This window comes from Streptomyces sp. MK37H (genome assembly GCF_018035285.1).
Lineage (GTDB): Bacteria > Actinomycetota > Actinomycetes > Streptomycetales > Streptomycetaceae > Streptomyces > Streptomyces endocoffeicus.
On sequence record NZ_JAAAYH010000147.1, the window covers coordinates 1 to 19,030 of the forward strand.

18 protein-coding genes are annotated in these 19,030 nt (G+C 71.2%); 7 read left to right on the forward strand and 11 right to left on the reverse strand.

Translation table 11 applies throughout. The annotated features are described in order from the left end of the window. Window positions 1-11: 11 nt before the first annotated feature. From GWI24_RS21160 to rpsD, 7 genes are all read right to left on the reverse strand, one after another. Window positions 12-839 carry a shikimate dehydrogenase gene (locus tag GWI24_RS21160; protein WP_210947490.1) on the reverse strand — a complete coding sequence of 276 codons (828 nt, stop codon included), beginning with the start codon at window positions 837-839 and terminating at the stop codon, window positions 12-14. 6 nt (window positions 840-845) lie between these two features. Further along, on the reverse strand, window positions 846-2,648 hold the full coding sequence (mltG, locus tag GWI24_RS21165) for an endolytic transglycosylase MltG (protein WP_210947491.1): 1,803 nt from the start codon (window positions 2,646-2,648) through the stop codon (window positions 846-848). Window positions 2,649-2,739: 91 nt separating this feature from the next. Beyond that, entirely contained in the window at window positions 2,740-3,204 is a 465-nt protein-coding gene (gene ruvX / locus GWI24_RS21170; protein ID WP_037951639.1) for a Holliday junction resolvase RuvX, read from the reverse strand. Between the two features lie 2 nt (window positions 3,205-3,206). Further along, window positions 3,207-5,879, reverse strand: a complete 2,673-nt coding sequence (gene alaS / locus GWI24_RS21175) for an alanine--tRNA ligase (protein ID WP_210947492.1) — start codon at window positions 5,877-5,879, stop codon at window positions 3,207-3,209. Beyond that, a complete protein-coding gene (locus GWI24_RS21180; RefSeq protein WP_037951636.1) occupies window positions 5,879-6,208 on the reverse strand; it encodes a DUF6167 family protein in 330 nt (109 codons plus the stop codon). The genes alaS and GWI24_RS21180 overlap by 1 nt, the downstream gene beginning before the upstream one ends. A gap of 8 nt (window positions 6,209-6,216) precedes the next feature. Next, entirely contained in the window at window positions 6,217-6,663 is a 447-nt protein-coding gene (locus tag GWI24_RS21185) for a DUF948 domain-containing protein (RefSeq protein ID WP_210947493.1), read from the reverse strand. A gap of 296 nt (window positions 6,664-6,959) precedes the next feature. After that, window positions 6,960-7,571, reverse strand: coding sequence for a 30S ribosomal protein S4 (gene rpsD / locus GWI24_RS21190; protein ID WP_210947494.1), 612 nt, complete (start codon window positions 7,569-7,571; stop codon window positions 6,960-6,962). A 55-nt stretch (window positions 7,572-7,626) separates the two neighbouring features. Here rpsD and GWI24_RS21195 point away from each other — a divergent pair, with 55 nt between their 5' ends. Further along, complete coding sequence (locus tag GWI24_RS21195; protein WP_210947495.1) at window positions 7,627-8,529, forward strand: DUF2470 domain-containing protein; 903 nt, start codon at window positions 7,627-7,629, stop codon at window positions 8,527-8,529. 126 nt (window positions 8,530-8,655) lie between these two features. Here GWI24_RS21195 and GWI24_RS21200 read toward each other — a convergent pair whose 3' ends face one another. Beyond that, window positions 8,656-10,044: a replication-associated recombination protein A gene (locus tag GWI24_RS21200; protein ID WP_210947496.1), complete on the reverse strand. Its 1,389-nt coding sequence runs from the start codon at window positions 10,042-10,044 to the stop codon at window positions 8,656-8,658. 62 nt (window positions 10,045-10,106) lie between these two features. After that, window positions 10,107-10,748 carry a vitamin K epoxide reductase family protein gene (locus tag GWI24_RS21205; RefSeq protein WP_247616676.1) on the reverse strand — a complete coding sequence of 214 codons (642 nt, stop codon included), beginning with the start codon at window positions 10,746-10,748 and terminating at the stop codon, window positions 10,107-10,109. Window positions 10,749-10,942: 194 nt separating this feature from the next. Here GWI24_RS21205 and GWI24_RS21210 point away from each other — a divergent pair, with 194 nt between their 5' ends. The 4 genes from GWI24_RS21210 to GWI24_RS21225 are packed head-to-tail and all read left to right on the forward strand — an operon-like array spanning window position 10,943 to window position 14,551. Further along, on the forward strand, window positions 10,943-11,821 hold the full coding sequence (locus GWI24_RS21210) for an ABC transporter ATP-binding protein (RefSeq protein WP_210947498.1): 879 nt from the start codon (window positions 10,943-10,945) through the stop codon (window positions 11,819-11,821). Then, window positions 11,821-12,681, forward strand: coding sequence for an ABC transporter permease (locus tag GWI24_RS21215; protein WP_210947505.1), 861 nt, complete (start codon window positions 11,821-11,823; stop codon window positions 12,679-12,681). The genes GWI24_RS21210 and GWI24_RS21215 overlap by 1 nt, the downstream gene beginning before the upstream one ends. Then, window positions 12,639-13,934, forward strand: coding sequence for a sensor histidine kinase (locus tag GWI24_RS21220; protein ID WP_210947499.1), 1,296 nt, complete (start codon window positions 12,639-12,641; stop codon window positions 13,932-13,934). Before GWI24_RS21215 ends, GWI24_RS21220 begins: the two co-directional genes overlap by 43 nt. Further along, window positions 13,931-14,551 carry a response regulator transcription factor gene (locus GWI24_RS21225; protein WP_210947500.1) on the forward strand — a complete coding sequence of 207 codons (621 nt, stop codon included), beginning with the start codon at window positions 13,931-13,933 and terminating at the stop codon, window positions 14,549-14,551. The genes GWI24_RS21220 and GWI24_RS21225 overlap by 4 nt, the downstream gene beginning before the upstream one ends. A gap of 51 nt (window positions 14,552-14,602) precedes the next feature. Here GWI24_RS21225 and hisS read toward each other — a convergent pair whose 3' ends face one another. After that, the gene (gene hisS / locus GWI24_RS21230) at window positions 14,603-15,865 is read right to left on the reverse strand and encodes a histidine--tRNA ligase (RefSeq protein WP_210947501.1); all 1,263 of its coding nucleotides are present in this window, start codon (window positions 15,863-15,865) and stop codon (window positions 14,603-14,605) included. A 13-nt stretch (window positions 15,866-15,878) separates the two neighbouring features. Then, entirely contained in the window at window positions 15,879-16,595 is a 717-nt protein-coding gene (locus GWI24_RS21235) for an MBL fold metallo-hydrolase (protein WP_210947502.1), read from the reverse strand. A gap of 157 nt (window positions 16,596-16,752) precedes the next feature. On the opposite strand from GWI24_RS21235, the gene GWI24_RS21240 reads away from it, so the two are divergent. Both GWI24_RS21240 and GWI24_RS21245 read left to right on the forward strand, forming a co-directional pair. Further along, the gene (locus GWI24_RS21240) at window positions 16,753-17,616 is read left to right on the forward strand and encodes a peptidylprolyl isomerase (RefSeq protein ID WP_210947503.1); all 864 of its coding nucleotides are present in this window, start codon (window positions 16,753-16,755) and stop codon (window positions 17,614-17,616) included. A gap of 210 nt (window positions 17,617-17,826) precedes the next feature. Beyond that, on the forward strand, window positions 17,827-19,030 hold a 1,204-nt coding region (locus GWI24_RS21245; protein ID WP_210947504.1), incomplete at its 3' end, for a DUF349 domain-containing protein.

Genomic DNA, 19,030 nt, shown 5'->3' on the forward strand with positions numbered 1-19,030 from the left:
CGTGGGACGGCTCAGCGGGCCGCCAGCGCCTCGCGCATCGCGGCCAGGGGCGCGGGGGCGCGGCCCGTCATCTGCTCGACCTGGAGCACCGCCTGGTGCACCAGGAGGTCCAGGCCGCCGACCACCGAGCCGCCGCGCGCCGCCCAGGCCGCGGCCAGCGGAGTGGGCCAGGGCTCGTAGAGGACGTCGAAGAGCGCGCCGGGGCGGTCCGGTACGGCCGCGGCGAGCGCGTCGGTGGTGCCCGCGGGGGTGGTGGCGATCACCAGCGGCGCGCCGAGCGCCTCGGCCGCGTCGCCCCAGTCCGCCGTGCGCACCGCGACACCCAGCCGCTCGCCCCACTGCCGCATCTCGGCGGCGCGGGCCTCGCTGCGGACGTATGCGGTGACCTCGCCGTCGCAGATCCGGGAGAGCGCGGCCAGCGCCGAGGAGGCCGTGGCGCCGGCGCCCAGCACGGCGGCGCGCTCCACGCGCCCGACGCCACGCTCCCGCAGCGCCGCCAGCATGCCGGGGATGTCGGTGTTGTCGCCGCGCCTGCGGCCGTCGTCGCCGAAGACCACCGTGTTGACGGCCTCCACCGAGGCCGCGGTGTCGCTGATCTCGTCCAGCAGCGGGATGACGGCGCGCTTGAGCGGCATGGTCAGGGACAGCCCGGCCCAGGCCGGTCCCGCGTCCTCGCCGAGGTGCTTGAAGAAGTCCGGCAGCCCGGTCTCGTCCACCTCGAAGCGGTCGTACGTCCAGCCGGTCAGGCCCAGTTCGCGGTAGGCGGCGCGGTGCAGCACCGGTGACAGGGAGTGGGCGATCGGCGAACCGAGCACCGCTGCCCTGCGGTTTTCCGACATCTTTCCTCAGCCGTTGTTCGTGCGCTGCTTATTGAACTTGTCGACCCACTTCTGGTGATCCGCGTAGGTCTTGGAGAACTGGCTCGTCTTGCCGTCGAGCGAGATGAAGTAATACCAGCCGTCGCTGGTCGGGTTCATCGCCGCCTTCAGCGCGTCGTGGCCCGGATTTCCGATCGGACCGGGCGGAAGTCCCTTGTAGAAGTAGGTGTTGTACGGGTTGTCGTACTGCTTGATCTCACTGATCGGGATATCGATCTTGCTCTGATTCTTGATGTAGTTATAGGTGGAGTCGAATTCCACCTTGCCGTAGGTCTCGGGGTTCGCGGGCTTCAGCCGGTTGTAGACGACCTCGGCCATCTTCCGGAAGTCGTCGTGGGTGACGCCCTCCGCCTGGACCAGGCTGGCCACGCTGATCAGCTGGAGCGGGGACTTCAGGCCCAATTCCTTGGCCCTGCCCTCCAGATCCTGACCGGAGTAGTTCCGATTGGCCTCGGCGACCATCTTCCGCAGCACGTCCGCGGGTTTGGCGCCCTCGCCCACGCTGTAGCGGGACGGATACAGGAATCCTTCCAGCGGATCCTTGATCTTGCTGTTGTCGTCGGCCCAGGAGGGCAGCCCGAGGTTCTTGGCCTCCTTCTTGGCGACGCCCGCGGTGGTCCCCGCCTTGAGGCCGATCTTCTTGTCGATCGCCGCGTAGATCGTGGCGTCCCGCATGCCCTCGGTGACGATCAGGGCGTTGCTGCTGCTGGGGTCGAGCATCAGCTTGACCGCCGCCGCGCCGGACATCTCCTTGCGCAGGGTGTAGGTGCCCGGCTGGACGAACTTGCCGCTGTCCTCCACGGCATCGACGAAGGCGCCGCTGCTCTTGACCACGCCCTTGTCGGCGAGTACTGAGCCGATCTCGGCGTTGCCGGAGCCGGAGGGAACCTCCACCTCGATCCGGCCGGTGCCCTGGCCGGAGTAGTCGGGTGCGGGGCCGAAGCGGGTCTGCCAGAAGTCGTAGGCGTAGTAGCCGCCTCCGCCGACCACGCCCACCAGGACGACGGTCACGAAGAGGCAGGCCACGCCGCTGCGGCGCTTCTTGGGCTTGCCCTTCTCGCCGGAGCGCTCGCCGTCCTCGCCGTCGTCGTCCGTGTCGTCGACGTCGCCCCGGCCGCCGCCGTCGGTGAAGAACGGGTGGTCGTCCGCGTCGTCCGCCTGGAGCGGCGGCTCCTCGGGGGCCTCGCGCTGGCGCGGCACCTGGTGCTCCGCGGGCACCGCAGGCATCTGCTGTGTGCCCTGTTGTCCCTGGTAGGGGTCCTGGCCCGGGTAGGAAGCGCCCTGGCCGCCCTGGCCGCCCTGACCGCCCTGACCGCCATAGGGATCCTGCGGGTCCATCCCGCCGTACGAGCCGTCCTGGGCCGGGTAGGGGCCGCCCTGGCCCGGGTACTCCTGCGGGTGCCGCTGATGCGGGTAGCCGGCGTCCTGGCCGTCCCACTGGGGCTGCTGATGCTGCTGGGGGTCCTGCGGATAGCCGTGCGGATACTGCTGGTGCCCGTAAGGATCCTGGCCGTACGGGCCCTGGCCGTAGCCGCCCTGACCGTACGGATCCTGGCCGTAGGTGTCCTGTGCGTACGGATCCTGTGCGTAGGTGTCCTGCTGTGCGTAGGTGTTCTGCCGCGCGTAGGTGTCCTGCTGTGCGTAGGGCTCCTGCTGTGCGTAGGGGTCCTGGCCGGCCGCCGCGTGGTGGCCGCTCCACTCTGGGTCCCCGTACAACGGATCCTCGGGGTGCCACGGTTGGGAGCCGGGTCCCCGGCCGTACTCAGTCATCGATCCCCTAGCGACGGAGGTGGTCACCGCTCGGCGTGTGCGTGGCACGGGCGGCGGCGGCCATGCCGCGCGGAACGTTACCGTATCGCGATCAGATGACCACTTCGACGGCTTCCCCCGGAGCCCTCCCCGAGACCCGCTCGGTCTCCAGCGCGCTCTGCAGGATCACCACGGCCGCCGCCTGGTCAACGACGGAACGGCCCTTCTTGGACGTCATCCCGGAGGCGCGCAGCCCCTGGGACGCTGTGACAGTGGTCATACGCTCGTCGACGAGCCGCACCGGCACCGGGTTGACCCGCCGCGCCAACTCGCGCGCGAAGGTGCGCACTTTGGCCGCGGCCGGCCCCTCGCGCCCGTTGAGCGAGCGCGGCAGGCCGACCACCACCTCGATCGGTTCGTACTCCTCGACGATCGCCACGAGCCGCTTGTGGGCGGCCGGGATGTCGCGTCCCGGCACGGTCTCCACGGGGGTGGCGAGGATCCCGTCGGGGTCGCATGAGGCGACCCCGATCCGGGCGTCCCCGACGTCGATGGCGATCCGCCTGCCGCGTCGCACGACTACCGGTCCGATTCCGCGACAAGCCGCTCGACGGCCTCGATGGCCTCGCCGACGGCCTCCGGGTTCTGACCGCCGCCCTGGGCCACGTCCGGCTTGCCGCCGCCTCCGCCGCCGAGCGTCTTGGCGGCGGTGCGGACCAGGTCACCGGCCTTGAGCCCGCGCTCACGGGCGGCCTCGTTGGTGGCGATGACGGTCAGCGGACGGCCGCCCGCCACGGTGAAGAGGGCGACGACGGCGGGGCGGTCGCCCGGGATGCGCCCGCGTACGTCCAGGACCAGCTTGCGCAGATCGTCGGCGGAGGTGCCGTCCGGCACCTTGGCGGCGACCAGGGCCACGCCCCGGACGTCCTTGGCGCCCTGGGCGAGACCGGCGGCGGCCTGCAGCACCTTCTCGGCGCGGAACCGCTCGATCTCCTTCTCGGCCTCCTTGAGCTTGCTCAGCATGCCGGAGATCTTCTCCGGGAGCTCCTCGGGGCGGCCCTTGACCAGGTCGGTGAGCTGGGAGACGACCGTGTGCTCCCGGGCGAGGAAGTTGTAGGCGTCCACGCCCACCAGGGCCTCGACCCGGCGCACCCCGGAGCCGATGGAGGACTCTCCGAGCAGCTTCACCAGACCCAGCTGGGCGGTGTTGTGCACATGCGTGCCACCGCACAGCTCCTTGGAGAAGTCGCCGATGGTCACCACGCGCACCCGGTCGCCGTACTTCTCGCCGAACTCGGCGATGGCGCCCTGCTTCTTGGCGTCGTCCATGCTCATCACCTCGGCGGTGACGTCGAGCTCGCGCGAGAGCACCTCGTTGATCTTCTGCTCGACGTCCGTGAGGACCGCGCCGGGCACGGCGGTCGGCGAGCCGAAGTCGAAGCGGAAGCGGCCGGGCGAGTTCTCCGAACCGGCCTGGGCGGCGGTCGGGCCCAGGGCGTCGCGCAGCGCCTGGTGGGTGAGGTGAGTGGCGCTGTGGGCGCGGGCGATGGCACGGCGGCGCTTGATGTCGATCCGGGCGTGGGCCCCGGCGCCGACCGTCACCTCGCCGACCTGGACGACGCCCTTGTGCACGCTGACACCCGGCACCGGCTGCTGGACGTCCCGGACCTCCACCACGGCGCCGGTGTCCAGCTTGATCCGGCCGGTGTCGGCGAGCTGGCCGCCGCCCTCGGCGTAGAACGGGGTGCGGTCCAGGACGACCTCGACCTCGTCGCCCTCGGTGGCGGCGGGCGAGGACACCCCGTCGACCAGCAGGCCGACGACGGTGGATTCGCCCTCGGTGTGGATGTAGCCGGTGAATTCGGTCAGGCCGGAGCTGTCGGCCACCTCGCGGTAGGCGGACAGGTCGGCATGGCCGGTCTTCTTGGCCTTGGCGTCGGCCTTGGCGCGCTCCCGCTGCTCCTTCATCAGGCGGCGGAAGCCCTCCTCGTCCACCGAGAGGCCCTGTTCGGCGGCCATCTCGAGGGTGAGGTCGATCGGAAAGCCCCAGGTGTCGTGGAGCAGGAACGCCTTGTCGCCGGGGAGCACGCTGCCGCCGGTGGCCTTGGTGTCGGTGACGGCGGTGTCGAGGATGTTGGTGCCGGCCTTGAGCGTCTTGAGGAAGGCCGACTCCTCGGCGAGGGCGACGGTCTCGATGCGCTTGCGGTCGGTCAGCAGCTCCGGGTACTGCTGGCCCATCGTCTTGAGGACGACGTCGACCAGCTCGCCGACGACCGGCTCGGTGGCGCCGAGGATGCGCATATTGCGGATGGCGCGGCGCATGATGCGGCGCAGCACATAGCCGCGGCCCTCGTTGCCGGGGGTGACGCCGTCGCCGATGAGCATGACGGAGGTGCGCATGTGGTCGGCGACCACGCGCAGCGAGACATCGGAGTCATGGGCGGCGCCGTAGGCGACCCCGGTCAGCTCGGTGGCCTTGTCCATGACGACGCGCAGGGTGTCGGTCTCGTACATGTTCCGCACGCCCTGCAGGATCATCGCCAGGCGCTCGAGGCCGAGACCGGTGTCGATGTTCTTGCTGGGGAGCTCGCCGAGGATCGGGAAGTTCTCCTTGCCCTCGCCCGGACCGCGCTCGTACTGCATGAAGACCAGGTTCCAGATCTCCACGTAGCGCTCGTCGTTGACGGCCGGGCCGCCCTCCTCGCCGAACTCCGGACCACGGTCATAGTTGATCTCGGAGCAGGGGCCGCAGGGGCCGGGGACGCCCATGGACCAGTAGTTCGGGCCCATGCCGAGGCGCTGGATCCGCTCGGCGGGGACGCCGATCACCTCGCGCCAGATGCGCTCGGCCTCGTCGTCCTGCTCGTAGACGGTGATCCACAGCCGCTCGGGGTCGAGGCCGTAGCCACCCTCCTCCTGGGAGCTGGTGAGCAGCTCCCAGGCGTACTTGATGGCGCCTTCCTTGAAGTAGTCGCCGAACGAGAAGTTCCCGCACATCTGGAAGAAGGTGCCGTGGCGGGTGGTCTTGCCGACCTCTTCGATGTCCGGGGTGCGTACGCACTTCTGCACGCTGACGGCGCGGTCGAAGGGCGGCTTGACCTCACCGAGGAAGTACGGCTTGAAGGGCACCATGCCCGCGGGGACCAGCAGCAGCGTCGGGTCGTCCGCGATGAGCGACGCCGACGGCACGACGGTGTGCCCGCGCTCTTCGAAGAAGCGCAGCCAGCGGCGGCGGATTTCAGCCGACTCCATCAGTGGTCCTCATTTCCGGCTTTGTGGAGCTTGTAGGGGGTGGTGCGGGTCAGCTCGGCCCGGCTCCGCTGGGCCGGGAGCCGCTTGCGGTCGTCCGGCGGTGGCGCGGAGAGCCCGAGCGCGTCCTTGAGCGCGGCCTCGCGGTCGGCCATGCCGTCCCGTACGTCGAGGGCGAAGACCTTGATCCGCCGGCCCGCCAGCACCGCGCGGTCGGCGGCCTGCGCCGCCAGGCTCTCCGGGGTGAGCTGGTTGAGCTTGCGGTTGACCTTGGTGGTGGCCCACACTCCGGCGGCGACGCCGGTAGTGAACCAGAATGTGCGGCGGAACATCCGGTCTGTCAGCCCTTCGATCCACGGTTGCGGCGGCCGCCCCGGCGGGCGGACGGCAGGGTCTTGCCGATGACGACGTTGCGCGCGGGCGCGGGCTCGTCCTCCGCCCGCCCCTTGCGGCCGATCGCCCGCCGGACGCCGTAGCCGAACGCGGCCACCTTGACCAGCGGTCCGCCGAAGGCGGTGGAGACGGTCGAGGAGAGCGCGGAGGCGTTGGAGGTGACCTCCTGGACGTCGGAGGCGATCGAGTCCACCCGGGCGAGCTGGGTGTTGGCCTCCCGCACGGTCGCGGACGCCTCGCTCAGCAGCGGCACCGCCTGGTCGGTGACCTCCGCCACCAGCCTGGTGGCCGCCTTGAGCGTCTGGGCCAGCCTCACCAGCGCGAGCGCCAGGAAGGACACCAGGATCGCCCAGAAGACGGCCACGAGGATCCCGGCCACCTCTCCACCGGACACGTCGCACCGCTCCCTGTCGCCGCTCGTCGTCGTTGTGTCGTGTTGGTCGTGCTCGGCGCGCTGACGTGTCGTGATGACGCGTCGTTCGGCGTCGTCCGTCGCCCGCCGCTCTCGGGCGGTATCCGGGTGCGGGCGGCAGGTATCGACCTTATCGCGCCGCGGACGCGCACCCGAAACGCATAACGGCCGCCGGGCGCCCGGTCCGGACCCGCCATCGGACAAGCCCGCGGGTTCCCCGTCGACCGGTGTCGAGGGGGAACCCGCGGGCTTGGGTGCGTACGAACCGCTCCGCCGGATCAGCGGGCGTAGTACTCGACGACGAGCTGCTCGTCGCAGATCACCGGGATCTCCTTGCGGTTGGGGTCCCGGTCCAGGCGGAAGGCGAGCGCCTTCAGGTTGACCTGGAGGTAGCGCGGGGTCTCGCCGTCGGGGGCGTAGCCACCCTCGCGCGCCACCTGGAAGGGGACCTTTTCACGGCTGCGCTCGCGGACCATCACCACGTCGTCCGGGCGGACCCGGAAGGACGGCTTGTCGACCTTGCGGCCGTTGACCTCGATGTGGCCGTGGGTGACCATCTGGCGGGCCTGGTAGATGGTGCGGGCGATGCCCGACCGCAGTACGAGCGCGTCCAGCCGGCGCTCGAGCTCGATGACCAGCGCCTCGCCCGTCTTGCCTCCGGCCTTCCGAGCGCGGTCGTAGGCACGGGCCATCTGGCGCTCGCTGATGTCGTACTGAGCGCGCAGCCGCTGCTTCTCCAGCAGCCGGACCTTGTAGTCACTGGTCTGCTTGCGGCCACGGCCGTGCTCGCCCGGCGGGTAGGGGCGTGCCTCGAAGTACTTGACGGCCTTCGGGGTCAGAGCGATGCCGAGCGCCCGCGACTTCTTGACCTTGGGACGCGACTGGTTCACGGGGAACGAACCTCCATGTAAGTTAGGTGAGCCTTACCTTAGCCGAGGAGAACGCATGTTTCGACCTGGGATCCCCCTGCCCAGCACTGGTCAGAGCCCCGAGGAGGGTCAGCCGCGTCCCATGGAAAGCACCCTGCGGCCCACACCGGCAGAGCGCGTACGTACTCTCGTTGAATCCAAGGCTACGGCTTCGTTGACGATTCCCGGAATCGAGGCCCAGGACGACATGGGGGCGGACGGCCCCACCGCCCGTACGGTCGCCCCGGACGGGGATGTGCTGCTGCTGGTGCCCAGCGCCTCCCCCGCCGCCCGCGCCGCCACCCACGCCCAGGACGACGAGCTGACCTGCGTGATGGAGATCACCGACGTCGCGCCCGTCGCGATGCCCCACCGGATCCGCGGCCGCGCCTGGGTGGCCGGCTGGCTCACCCCCGTCCCCTGCGGCGAGCGCACGCGCACCGCGGCGGCGCTGCTGGCCGAGCGGCATCCGGTGGGCGAACTGCTCGGCCTCGACCAGGCGCCGCGGCCGTCGCGGCGCGGTGGGCCGGCCGCCGGGGTGGGGCCCGCCGGGCGAGCCGCCTGGACGCTGCTGCGGCTGGAGATCGGCGAGGCGTGCGTGGACGACCTGTGGGGCGCGGACGGCGTCGAGCCGGACGACTTCACCTCGGCCGACCCCGATCCGCTGGTCCGGCACGAGGCCGATCTGCTCCAGCATCTGCACGCCGCCCACAGCGAGCAGGTGCGCGGGCTGTGCGCGCTGCTCGGCGACCGCTCCGGCCTGGTCTGCACCCAGGGCCCGGCCACCCCGGTGGCGCTGGACCGCTTCGGTCTGCGGGTGCGCTTCACGGACGAGGCGGACCGGCCGTTCGACGCGCGCTTCGACTTTCCCGAGCCGGTGCGGAACGTGTCCGAGCTGCGGTACGCGATGCATGCCCTGTTCGACGCGGCGGCGAGCTGAGGGCGTCCCCGGTGCGGGTGGGGTGACGGGGGCGGCCGCCAGCGGAGGCTGACCGCTATGACGAGAGCACGTCCGGACGTCGGCGGACCGCTATGGCGAGGTGGCGGCCGGACCGTCGGCTGACCGCTATGACGAGGTGGCGGCCGGGCCGTCGGCGGACGGCGGCGGATCGCCCCGCAGCCGTGCCCGCACCCGCTCCACCACATCCGCGTACCGCGCCTCGGCTCCGTACCGCGTGGGCTCGTAGTACCGCTTGCCGTGGATCTTGTCCGGTGCGTACTGCTGCGCCGCGATGCCGCCCGGCAGATCGTGCGGATAGAGATAACCCTGTGCGTGGCCGAGCTTCTTGGCGCCCTGGTAGTGGCCGTCGCGCAGATGCGGCGGCACCGGCCCGGCCAGGCCCGCCCGCACATCGGCGAGCGCCGCGCCGATCGCGGTGGTGGCGGCGTTGGACTTCGGCGCCAGCGCCAGGGCGATGGTGGCATGGCTCAGGGTGAGCGCGGCCTCCGGGAAGCCGATCAGGGCGACCGCCTGCGCCGCCGCCACGGCGGTGGGCAGGGCGGTCGGATCGGCCAGGCCGATGTCCTCGCTCGCCGAGATCATCAACCGGCGGGCGATGAACCGCGGGTCCTCCCCCGCCTCGATCATCCGGGCCAGATAGTGCAGCGCCGCGTCCACGTCCGAGCCGCGGATGGACTTGATGAGGGCGCTGGCCACGTCGTAGTGCTGGTCCCCGGCGCGGTCGTACTTCACCGCCGCCCGGTCGACCGCCTCCTCCAGCGAGGTGAGCGTGACCTCGGACTCGCCCTTGTCCAGGGCCGCCCCGGCGCCCGCCTCCAGCGCGGTGAGCGCCCGCCGGGCGTCGCCGCCCGCTATCCGCAGCAGATGCGCCTCGGCGTCCTCGGGGAGGGTGACCGCCCCGCCGAGCCCGCGCTCGTCGGTGAGCGCACGCCGCAGCAGCCCGCGCAGATCGTCGTCGGTCAGCGGCTCCAGGGTGAGCAGCAGCGAGCGGGAGAGCAGCGGGGAGATCACGGAGAAGTACGGATTCTCGGTGGTGGCCGCGATCAGCGTCACCCAGCGGTTCTCCACGGCGGGCAGCAGCGAGTCCTGCTGGGCCTTGCTGAAGCGGTGGATCTCGTCCAGGAAGAGCACGGTGTCCCGCCCGTACGCCCCGGAGGAGCGGCGCGCGCCGTCGATGACGGCCCGGACCTCCTTGACCCCCGCGGTGATGGCCGACAGCTCGACGAAGCGCTTCTGGGTGGCCTGGCTGACCACATACGCCAGCGTCGTCTTGCCGATGCCCGGCGGGCCCCAGAGGATCACCGACGACGGCCCGGCCGGACCCCCGCCGCCCTCGCCCACGAGCCGCCGCAGCGGGGATCCGGGGCGCAGCAGATGCTGCTGGCCCACGACCTCGTCGAGGGTGCGCGGACGCATCCGCACGGCCAGCGGGCTGCTGGCCGGATCCTTCTCCTGGCGGTCCTCTGCGGCGGCGGTGAACAGGTCTGGCTCCACGCGGGAAGCCTATGCCAACCCACCGACAACGCTGTTGGGCTCAGGGTTCGGAGGGCGCGGGCTCAGCCCTGAGCGCCCGTCCAGAAATCCCACCAGCGGGTCAGGATCAGCATGCCGATGACGCCGATCCACACCACCGGGACCACCCAGTGGAACTCCATGAGCCCGCGCCGCAGCCCGTCCGGCGCGGGAAGGTAGCCGTGCTTGAGGTTGTGGCCGGTGACGTAGCAGAACATCACGATGGTGGCGACCCAGGCGAGGCAGCACCACAGGCACAGCGACCCGATGACGTACAGCGACTCGTACTGCAGCCAGGTCACGAAGCCGACGCCGAAGAGCGTGCCCGCGTTGAAGGTCAGCCAGTACCAGCGCGGGAACCGCGCCCCGGTCAGCAGTGACATGCCCACGCAGATAACGATGCCGTAGGCGACGAGGCCGAGCATCGGGTTCGGGAAGCCGAACGCCTGCGCCTGGTCGCTCTCCATGATGTTGCCGCAGGAGACGACGGGGTTGAGGCTGCAGCCGGGCGTGAAGACCTTACCGTCGGCCTTGTACTCGAGGATCTTGTTCTTGTCGATCGTGATGACCCAGGCGGCCAGCAGTCCCAGCGCTCCGGTGATCACGAGCAGGAGGGCGAAGGCACGGCTGCCTCCCGTCCCGACCCGCGCGCCCTCCCGCGCCTCGCCGGACTCCACGTCGTCCATCACTGTCGTCGCCATACTCGCCGTCCGTCGCTCTCCGCCGTCTCCAGCCCCGTCGGGCACGGCCATTGTGCCGCACCCGCTGTCGCCGTAAGGCGCGCTTATCACGGTCATGCCATGGTGCCCCGTCCCCCGTTCGGAGGACATAAGACGGGCTTCCCGGTCGTCCCCGGAACCGGCGCGGCACCGTCACGCTCATGGACATGGCAGACGAAGCGGTACGGGTGCGCGGCCTACGCAAACGCTATGGCGCGGTGACCGCGCTGGACGGCGTTGACCTGGGCATTCGACAGGGAGAGGTGTTCGGCGTCCTGGGCCCCAACGGGGCGGGCAAGAGCACGACGGTGGAGATCCTCCAGGGCCATCGGAACCGGGACGCGGGCGAGGTCACGGTGCTGGGCCGGGACCCCGCCTCCGGGGGACGCGAGTGGCGGTCCCGAATCGGCATCGTTTGGCAGGATGAATCCGCCCCGGCCGAGTTGACGGTCCGCGAGACCGTTCGCCATTTCGCCCGCTACTACCCCTGGCCGCGCGACCCCGAGGAGGTCATCGGCCTGGTCGGTCTTGAGGACAAGGCGGGCAGCCGGATCAAGGCGCTGTCGGGCGGCCAGCGGCGCCGGCTGGATGTGGCCCTCGGCGTGATCGGCGGTCCGGAGCTGCTGCTGCTGGACGAGCCGACGACGGGCTTCGACCCGGCGGCGCGACGCCGGTTCTGGGAGCTGATCCGGCGGCTGGCGGACGAGGGCACCACGATCGTGCTCACCACGCACTACCTGGATGAGGCGGAAGCACTGTCCGACCGGCTCGCGGTCATCGCCGCGGGCAAGGTCGTGGCCGAGGGCGCGCCCTCCGAACTGCGCGAGCGGCACGGCAGCCGGGCGACGGTCCACTGGAGCGAGCCCGGCGGCGGGGCGCGCCAGGAGGAGACGGAGGCCCCGACCCGTACCGTCGCGGAGCTGATGCGCCGCTTCGACGGGGAGATCCCGGGGCTGCGGATCTCCCGGCCGACCCTGGAGGACATCTATCTGCGGCTCACCGGACAACTCGACGAGCAGCCCGGGGAGGGCGCGCGATGATGACCACCACGACCACCAGTTCCTCCACCGCCCGACGCGCCTCCGGGGCCGCCCCCGGGCGGCTGCCCGGTGCCTGGACCCTCGGGCTGCACCGGGGCGTCCTCGAGCTCAAGCAGTTCTTCCGCCGGCGCGAACAGGTGGTCTTCACCTTCGCCTTCCCCATCGTCTTCCTGGCCCTGTTCGCCTCGATCTTCCGGGACGATGTGCGGGGCGCGGGCGTGACCGCCTCCCAGTTGTACGCCGCGGCGATGATCGCGTCGGGGGTGATGTCGACCAGCTTTCAGTCGCTGGGTGTCTCCATCGCGCTCGAACGGGACGAGAAGGTGCTGCGGCGGCTGCGCGGTACGCCGTTGCCCCCGGCCGCGTACTTCCTCGGCAAGCTGTGGCTGGTCCTGGTCTCCGGGATCGCCGAGACGGTGCTGCTGCTGATCGTCGGCGCGGCGCTCTTCGACCTCGATCTGCCCACGGGCGCGGCCACCTGGCTCACCTTCGCCTGGGTCCTCGCCCTCGGGCTGACCGGCTGTGCGCTGCTGGGCATCGCGATCAGCAGCGTCCCGCGTTCGGGCAAGAGCGCCACCTCGGTGGTCGTTCTGCCGTTCCTGGTGCTGCAGTTCATCTCCGGCGTCTTCATCTCGATCGACACGCTGCCCGACTGGATGCTGACCGTGGGCGCGCTCTTCCCGCTGAAGTGGATGTGCCAGGGATTCCGCGGGGTGTTCCTGCCGGACTCGGCGGCCGTACTGGAGCAGGCGGGCTCCTGGGAGTACGGACGGATCGCCCTGGTGCTGGGGGCGTGGTGCGTCGGAGGATTGGTGCTGTGTCTGCTGACCTTCCGCTGGAAGAGCCGCCGGGACGGCTGAACACACCGGCCGGCCCGCGCGATCCGGACGTGTACCACCGCACCTACCGTCGCTGGGACGTCTATTTCGCGATCGTCTTCGCGGCCACGTTCCTGTTCGTCCTGGGCGGATCGGACCCCGGGCCCGGACTGCGCGCGTTCGCGGCGGCCGTCTTCGCCGCGACCGCGCCGTGGTACGTGCTGGTCGGCCGGCCGGTGCTGCTCGCGGAAGCCGAGGACCAGCCCCGCGCGGTGGTCTATCTGGTGGGGCTGTTCCTGCTGTTCGTGGTGCCGTCGGCGCTGGTCGGCGAGGTCCGGATCGCCATCTTCGCGCTGACGCCACAGTGCTTCATGCTGCTGCGGATGCGCAGGGCGCTGATCGCCGTCACCGTGATCAATGTCGTTCCGGTGGTGGTGTGGGCGCTCGTGGAGCGGCCGGATTCCGGGGATCTGTTCTTCAACTCCCTCTTCGCGGCCGTCTCCTGGGCCTTCTCCCTGCTCATCGGCAGCTGGATCATCATGGTCCTGCAGCAGAGCACCGAGCGCGCCCGGCTGATCGCCGAACTGGAGGCCAGCCGCGAGGAGGTGGCCCGGCTGTCGGCCGCGCACGGCGCCCTCGCGGAGCGGGAGCGGCTGACCCGGGAGATCCATGACACCCTCGCCCAGGGCTTCACCAGCCTGCTGATGCTGGTTCAGGCGGTGGAGTCGGAGCTGGACCACGATATGCCGCTGGCCCGCCGCCACCTGGGCCTCATGGCCCGTACGGCCCGGGAGAACCTCGCGGAGGCCCGGGCCCTGGTCGCCGGGGCGGGCCCGGCGGACCTGGACGGCAGTTCGCTCCCCGACGCGCTGCGGCGGCTGGCCGCGCGGCACGGCGAGCAGACCGGTGCCCCGGCCCGCGTCGAGGTCTCGGGGGCGGTCCGGCCGCTGCCCGCCGCCGTGGAGGTGGTGGCGCTGCGCGGCTGCCAGGAGGCGCTGTCCAACGCCCGCCGGCACGCCGGGCCGGGCGCAGTGGTGACCATCGTGCTCGGCTACGGCGAGGACGCGCTGCGGCTGCGGGTCCGGGACACCGGCCGCGGCTTCGACCCGAGCGCCCCGCGCGAGGGCTACGGCCTGGCCGGGCTGCGCGCCCGGGCGGGCGAGGTGGGCGGCACGGCTCAGGTGGCCGCCGCCCCGGGCGAGGGCACGACGGTCGCGCTCGAACTGCCCGTCCGGCCGCCCGCCCCGTCCACCCATCCCTCCCGGCCGACGGTACGAACGAGGAGCGCACGGTGATCCGGATCCTGATCGCGGACGACCACCCGGTGGTGCGGGAGGGGCTGCGCGGCATGCTCGGCGCCGAACCCGGTCTGACGGTCGTCGGCGAGGCGGACAGCGGCCCGCGGGCGGAGGCGCTGTGCGCCTCACTGCGGCCCGATGTGGTGCTGATGGACCTGCGCATGCCGGACGGCGACGGGGTGGAGTCGATCGCCCGGATGACCGCCGCCGGGCTGCCGTCCCGGGTGATCGTGCTGACCACGTACGAGACGGACGGGGACATCCTGCGCGCGGTGGAGGCGGGTGCGGCGGGCTATCTGCTCAAGGACATGCCCCGCGCCGAGCTGGCCGAGGCCGTGCGCTCCGCCGCGCGCGGCGAGACAGTGCTGGCCCCGTCCGTCGCCGCGCGGCTGATGGACCAGCTGCGCGACCGGCCCGAGCGTCCCCGCCTCTCCGAGCGGGAGACGGCCGTACTGCGGCTGGTCGCGGAGGGGTGCACCAACGCGGAGATCGGCCGCCGTCTCTTCATCGGCGAGTCGACGGTGAAGACCCATCTGCTCCGGGCATTCGGCAAGCTGGGAGTGGACGACCGCACCGCGGCGGTCACCAGCGCGATGCGGCTGGGACTGCTGTAGGAAGCGGAGAAAGGGGCCGGGGGAATTCCCCGGGCCCCCTTCACGCGTCGCTCAGGCGAGGCGTGCGCGGACCGCTTCGACCACCTCGGTCAGCGGGACCGGGGACTGCTCGCCGGACTCCATGTCCTTCAGCTGGACCACGTTCTCGGCGAGGTCGCGCTCGCCCGCCACGATCGTGTAGCGGGCGCCGCTGCGGTTGGCGGCCTTCATGGCGGCCTTCAGGCCCTTGCCGCCGTAGGCGAAGTCCGTGGCGACGCCCGCCGTACGGAGCTCGCCGACCACGCCGAAGAGGACCTTGCGGGCCTCCTCCCCCAGCGGCACCGCGAAGACGCTGACCGCGGCGGGCAGGTTCAGCTCGACGCCCTCGGCCTCCAGGGCCAGCACCGTGCGGTCCACGCCGAGCGCCCAGCCCACCGAGGGCAGGGCCGGGCCGCCGATCATCTCGGACAGGCCGTCGTAGCGGCCGCCGCCGCCGACCGCGGACTGGGAGCCCAGGCCGTCGTGGACGAATTCGAAGGTGGTGCGGGTGTAGTAGTCCAGGCCGCGCACCAGCCTCGCGTCGTCCTCGAAGGCCACGCCCCGGGCGGTGATCAGCTCGCGGACCTCCGCGTGGTACGCCTTGCACTCCTCGCACAGGTAGTCGCGCAGCAGCGGGGCGTCGGCGAGCTGCGCGCGCACGGCCTCGCGCTTGTCGTCCAGCACCCGCAGCGGGTTGATCTCCACGCGCCGCCGGGTGTCCTCGTCCAGGTCCAGGGCGCGCAGGAAGTCCTGGAGGGCGGCCCGGTAGACGGGGCGGCAGGTGGCGTCGCCCAGCGAGTTCAGCAGGATGCGGAAGTTCCGCAGCCCGAGCGAGCGGTAGGCGTCATTGGCGAGGACGATCAGCTCGGCGTCCAGGGCCGGGTCCTCGGCGCCGATCGCCTCCGCGCCGACCTGCGAGAAGTGGCGGTAGCGGCCCTTCTGCGGGCGCTCGTAGCGGTAGTACGAGCCCGAGTACCAAAGCTTGACCGGCAGCGATCCGGCCTTGTGGAGATTGGCCTCCAGGGCGGCGCGCAGCACCGAGGCGGTGCCCTCGGGGCGCAGCGCGAGCTCGTCGCCGCCCTTGGTGGTGAGGGTGTACATCTCCTTGGTCACGATGTCGGTGGACTCGCCGACGCCGCGCGCGAAGAGCTCCACGTTCTCGAAACCGGGGGTCTCGATGTAGCCGTAACCGGAGCGCTTGAGCGGTGCGGCGATCGCCTCGCGCACCGCGAGGTAGGTCGCGGAGGCCGGCGGGATCAGGTCGTACGTGCCCCGGGGGGCCTTGAAGGTGCTCAACGGAAGTCTCTCGTCACATTCCTCGTCGCGGAGCCGGGCGCTGCGCGCCGTCTCCCAGGCCGGCGGCCACCTCGCGCAGATACGGGTTGGTGGCGCGCTCACGGCCGATGCTGGTCTGGGGGCCATGGCCGGACAGGACCACGGTCGAGTCGTCGAGCGGCAGGACCACACGGGCCAGCGACTCGAGCATCTCGGCGTGATCGCCGCCGGGCAGATCGGTGCGTCCGATGGAGCCGGCGAAGAGCAGATCGCCCGAGAAGAAGACGGACGGGACATCCGCCTGTTCGGGCATCCGGAAGGTCACCGACCCCTTGGTATGGCCCGGGGCGTGCGTGACGGTGAGTTCGAGGCCGGCCAGCTTCAGCTCGGCGCCGTCGGTCAGCTCCTTGACGTCGTCCGGCTCACCCACGGTGAGTTCGCCCATCAGCGGCATGCCGATGGAGCGTCCGAGGGCCTTCTCGGGGTCGCTCATCATGAAGCGGTCGGACGGGTGGATCCAGGCCGGTACGTCATGCGCGCCGCAGACCGGGACGACCGAGGCGACATGGTCGATATGGCCGTGGGTGAGGACGACGGCGACGGGCTTGAGCCGGTGCTTGGCGACCGCCTCCGCGACGCCTTGGGCCGCCTGGTGGCCCGGGTCGATGATCACGCACTCCTCACCGGCGGCGGGGGCGACCAAGTAGCAGTTGGTCCCCCAGGCCCCGGCGGGGAACCCGGCAATGAGCACGATCGTCCTTAGAAGTCGTCCGGTGGAAGATTGTCGGCGGCTTCAGAGCCTACCGGCGGCGCCCCGGCCACAGCGAACCCGTATACGGTACGGCCGAGTCCTCGTACACAACAGCAGCACACCGACGGCACACCACACGCCATGAGGAGACGACCCGGTGGTCAGTAACGAGCAGCGGCGGAGGCAACTCGCCCGGGAGAAGTACCTTCGGCAGCAGCAGCGGCGCGAAACCGCCCGGCACAAGTCGCGCCAGCGCAATGTGGTGATCGCCGCCGTGCTGGCCGTGGTCCTGGCCGGTGGCGGTGCCGTCGCGGCCACGGGCGCGCTGTCCGGGAACGACAAGGACAAGAAGGACGACGCCGCCTCCTCCGCCACCCCCTCGACCGCCCCCACCAGCAAGGCGCCGGACCCCTGCGCCAAGGAGGCGAAGGCGGTCGCGGGCAAGAAGCCGAAGAAGCTGTCGTGGAAGAAGGAGCCGGCGATCACGATCGACAAGTCGGCCTCCTACACGATGAAGCTGGAGACGACCTGCGGGGACATCTCCGTGACCATGGACGCCGGCAAGGCGCCGCACACGGTCAACTCCTTCGGCTTCCTGGCGGGCAAGGGCTACTTCGACCACACCAAGTGCCACCGGCTGGTGAACCAGGGGATCTACGTGCTCCAGTGCGGTGACCCGCAGGGCACCGGCGCGGGCGGCCCCGGCTACACCCTCCCGGACGAGAACCTCAAGGACGCCTCGATCAAGGGCGGCAAGTACCCGGCGGGGACCGTCGCCATGGCCAACCAGTACAACCCGCAGACCAAGAAGGGCCGGAATACCGGCGGCAGCCAGTTCTTCCTGGTCTACAAGAAGAGCGACCTCCCGCCGGACTACACGCCCTTCGGCACCGTGGACAAGGCCGGGATGAAGGTCCTGCAGAAGATCGCCAACGCCGGGGCGGCTCCCCCGGACCAGACGATGAACACCGCCCCGAACGCCAGCGTGGTGATCAACAAGGCGACGGTCGGCAAGTCCTGAGGTCGCCGGGCCCGCGTACTGCGAAATTTCGGTCGCGCAGGATACGGACAGCCGGGGTACCGGTCGCCTATGTTGGCGTTGTGCAGGGTGCCTGGCCCGATGGCCGCCACCCTGATATGAGACCGGCCAGGGCGTATCCCGGCCGGAAGAAACTGTGGACGATGCCCGCGGGCCGCGCGCCCGCCCCCGGCATCATGTGGAGGAGGCGCTGTGAGCAGCGAGCCTTGGGGCCGCGTCGACGAGGCGGGGACCGTGTACGTGCGTACGGCCGACGGGGAGCAGGTCGTCGGATCGTGGCAGGCGGGATCGCCGGACGAGGCCCTCGCCTACTTCGAGCGCAAGTACGACGGTCTGGTCGTCGAGATCGGCCTCCTCGAGCGCAGGGTCAAGACCACCGATCTGTCCGCCAAGGACGCGACAGCGGCCATCGAGCACATCCGCCAGCAGGTCGACGAGCATCACGTGGTCGGCGATCTGGACGCGCTGAGGAAGCGGCTCGACAAGCTCGCCGGGGAGGTCGAGGTCCGCCGCGAGCAGCGCAAGGCGGCCAAGGCGGTCCAGGCCGACGAGGCCCGCAGGGCCAAGGAGGACCTGGTCGCCGAGGCCGAGCAGCTGGCCGCCAGCGAGCAGTGGCGGGCGGCCGGGGAGCGGCTGCGCGCCCTGGTGGACACCTGGAAGGGCCTCCCCAGGCTGGACCGCAAGACCGACGACGAGCTGTGGCACCGCTTCTCGCACGCCCGCTCGGCGTTCTCCAAGCGGCGCAAGGCGCACTTCGCGGCCCTGGACGCACAGCGCGAGGAGGCCAGGCAGACCAAGGAGAAGCTGGTCGCCGAGGCCGAGGCGCTCTCCGGCTCCACCGACTGGGGTCCGACCGCGGCCCGGTACCGGGAGCTGATGTCGGACTGGAAGGCCGCGGGCCGTGCCCAGCGCGAGTCCGAGGAGGACCTGTGGAACCGCTTCCGCGGTGCGCAGGACATCTTCTTCCAGGCCCGTAGCGAGGTCTTCGCGGAGCGTGACGCCGAGCAGCGGGAGAATCTCACCCGCAAGGAGGAGCTCGTCGTCGAGGCCGAGAAGCTGCTGCCGGTCTCGGACCTGAAGGCGTCCCGCGCCGCCTTCCGGTCGATCAACGAGCGGTGGGAGGCCATCGGCCATGTGCCGAGGGACGCCCGCGCCCGTATCGAGGGCCGGATGCACGCGGTGGAGCGCGCCATCCAGGACGCCGAGGACACGGAGTGGCGGCGGACCAACCCCGAGGCGCGGGCGCGCGCCGCGGGGCTCACCGGCCAGCTCCAGGACGCCGTCGACAAGCTGCGGTCGCAGATCGACGCGGCCCGCGCGGCGGGGAACAACGCGAAGGCCGACAAGCTCTCCAAGGAGCTCGAGGGCCGGCAGGCGCTGCTGGACCAGGCGCTGA

Bases quoted from the DNA above. Each gene is read 5' to 3' on its own strand.
- mltG (WP_210947491.1), bottom strand. From the start codon at position 2,648: ATGACTGAGTACGGCCGGGGACCCGGCTCCCAACCGTGGCACCCCGAG.
- alaS (WP_210947492.1), bottom strand. From the start codon at position 5,879: ATGGAGTCGGCTGAAATCCGCCGCCGCTGGCTGCGCTTCTTCGAAGAG.
- GWI24_RS21180 (WP_037951636.1), bottom strand. From the start codon at position 6,208: ATGTTCCGCCGCACATTCTGGTTCACTACCGGCGTCGCCGCCGGAGTG.
- GWI24_RS21205 (WP_247616676.1), bottom strand. From the start codon at position 10,748: ATGGACGACGTGGAGTCCGGCGAGGCGCGGGAGGGCGCGCGGGTCGGG.
- GWI24_RS21160 (WP_210947490.1), bottom strand. From the start codon at position 839: ATGTCGGAAAACCGCAGGGCAGCGGTGCTCGGTTCGCCGATCGCCCAC.
- GWI24_RS21215 (WP_210947505.1), top strand. From the start codon at position 11,821: ATGACCACCACGACCACCAGTTCCTCCACCGCCCGACGCGCCTCCGGG.
- GWI24_RS21210 (WP_210947498.1), top strand. From the start codon at position 10,943: ATGGACATGGCAGACGAAGCGGTACGGGTGCGCGGCCTACGCAAACGC.
- GWI24_RS21195 (WP_210947495.1), top strand. From the start codon at position 7,627: ATGTTTCGACCTGGGATCCCCCTGCCCAGCACTGGTCAGAGCCCCGAG.